Source organism: Halarchaeum acidiphilum MH1-52-1, assembly GCF_000474235.1.
GTDB classification, from domain to species: domain Archaea; phylum Halobacteriota; class Halobacteria; order Halobacteriales; family Halobacteriaceae; genus Halarchaeum; species Halarchaeum acidiphilum.
In genome coordinates this window covers 1-584 of sequence record NZ_BATA01000160.1, presented here as the reverse complement: position 1 = coordinate 584, position 584 = coordinate 1, and the positions used below count along the sequence as shown (strand labels likewise).

Genomic DNA, 584 nt, shown 5'->3' with positions numbered 1-584 from the left:
CTTGGAAGCTGGGCGATCCATTCTCCACTCGGCAAGGTGTTCACACGATTGCGGAGTTCGGTCGGACTCAACTCCTCGTGGGCGAGCGATTCGGCGAGGTCGTGCTCCATCGAGATGTTCCCGATGAGCTTCGTCTTGATGTTGTTCAAGACCTCGTCGTAGGCGCGCTCGCTGCGATTCCGTACCTGACCGGGGAACTGCATCACGAGACCCATGCTCAGGCCGAACGAGCGGCCCTGCGGGAGGAGTTGCTCGGAGACGAGACGCGTTGAGGCGACCGGCGCGGCTTCCTCGATGATGAGGTTGGTCAGGTTCTCGTAGTTGCTCCGACCGTCGCGACGCCGCACCTGCACGGCGTCCCAGAGATTGCTCAACAGGAGGAGCGTCACCGCCTGCTGGGCTTCCGGGTGGAGGTCGCCGAGGTCGAGGAGGATGGTGACGTCCTCGTCGAGGAATTTCCGGAAGTCGAAGTGGTTCTCGACGTACTCACCGGCGTCGTTCTGCGCGGGCGTGTGGTTGAAGATCCGTCGGAGGTGGGGTCTCTCACGGATTTGTTCGAGGCGATTCCCGGCGGCGTCCATCGA

Annotated in this window: 1 pseudogene; it reads right to left on the bottom strand. The window is 62.5% G+C overall.

The features are described 5' to 3' along the window. Nucleotides 1-584 (bottom strand): annotated as a pseudogene (locus AOZ13_RS13670) (ATP-binding protein); the annotation flags it as partial.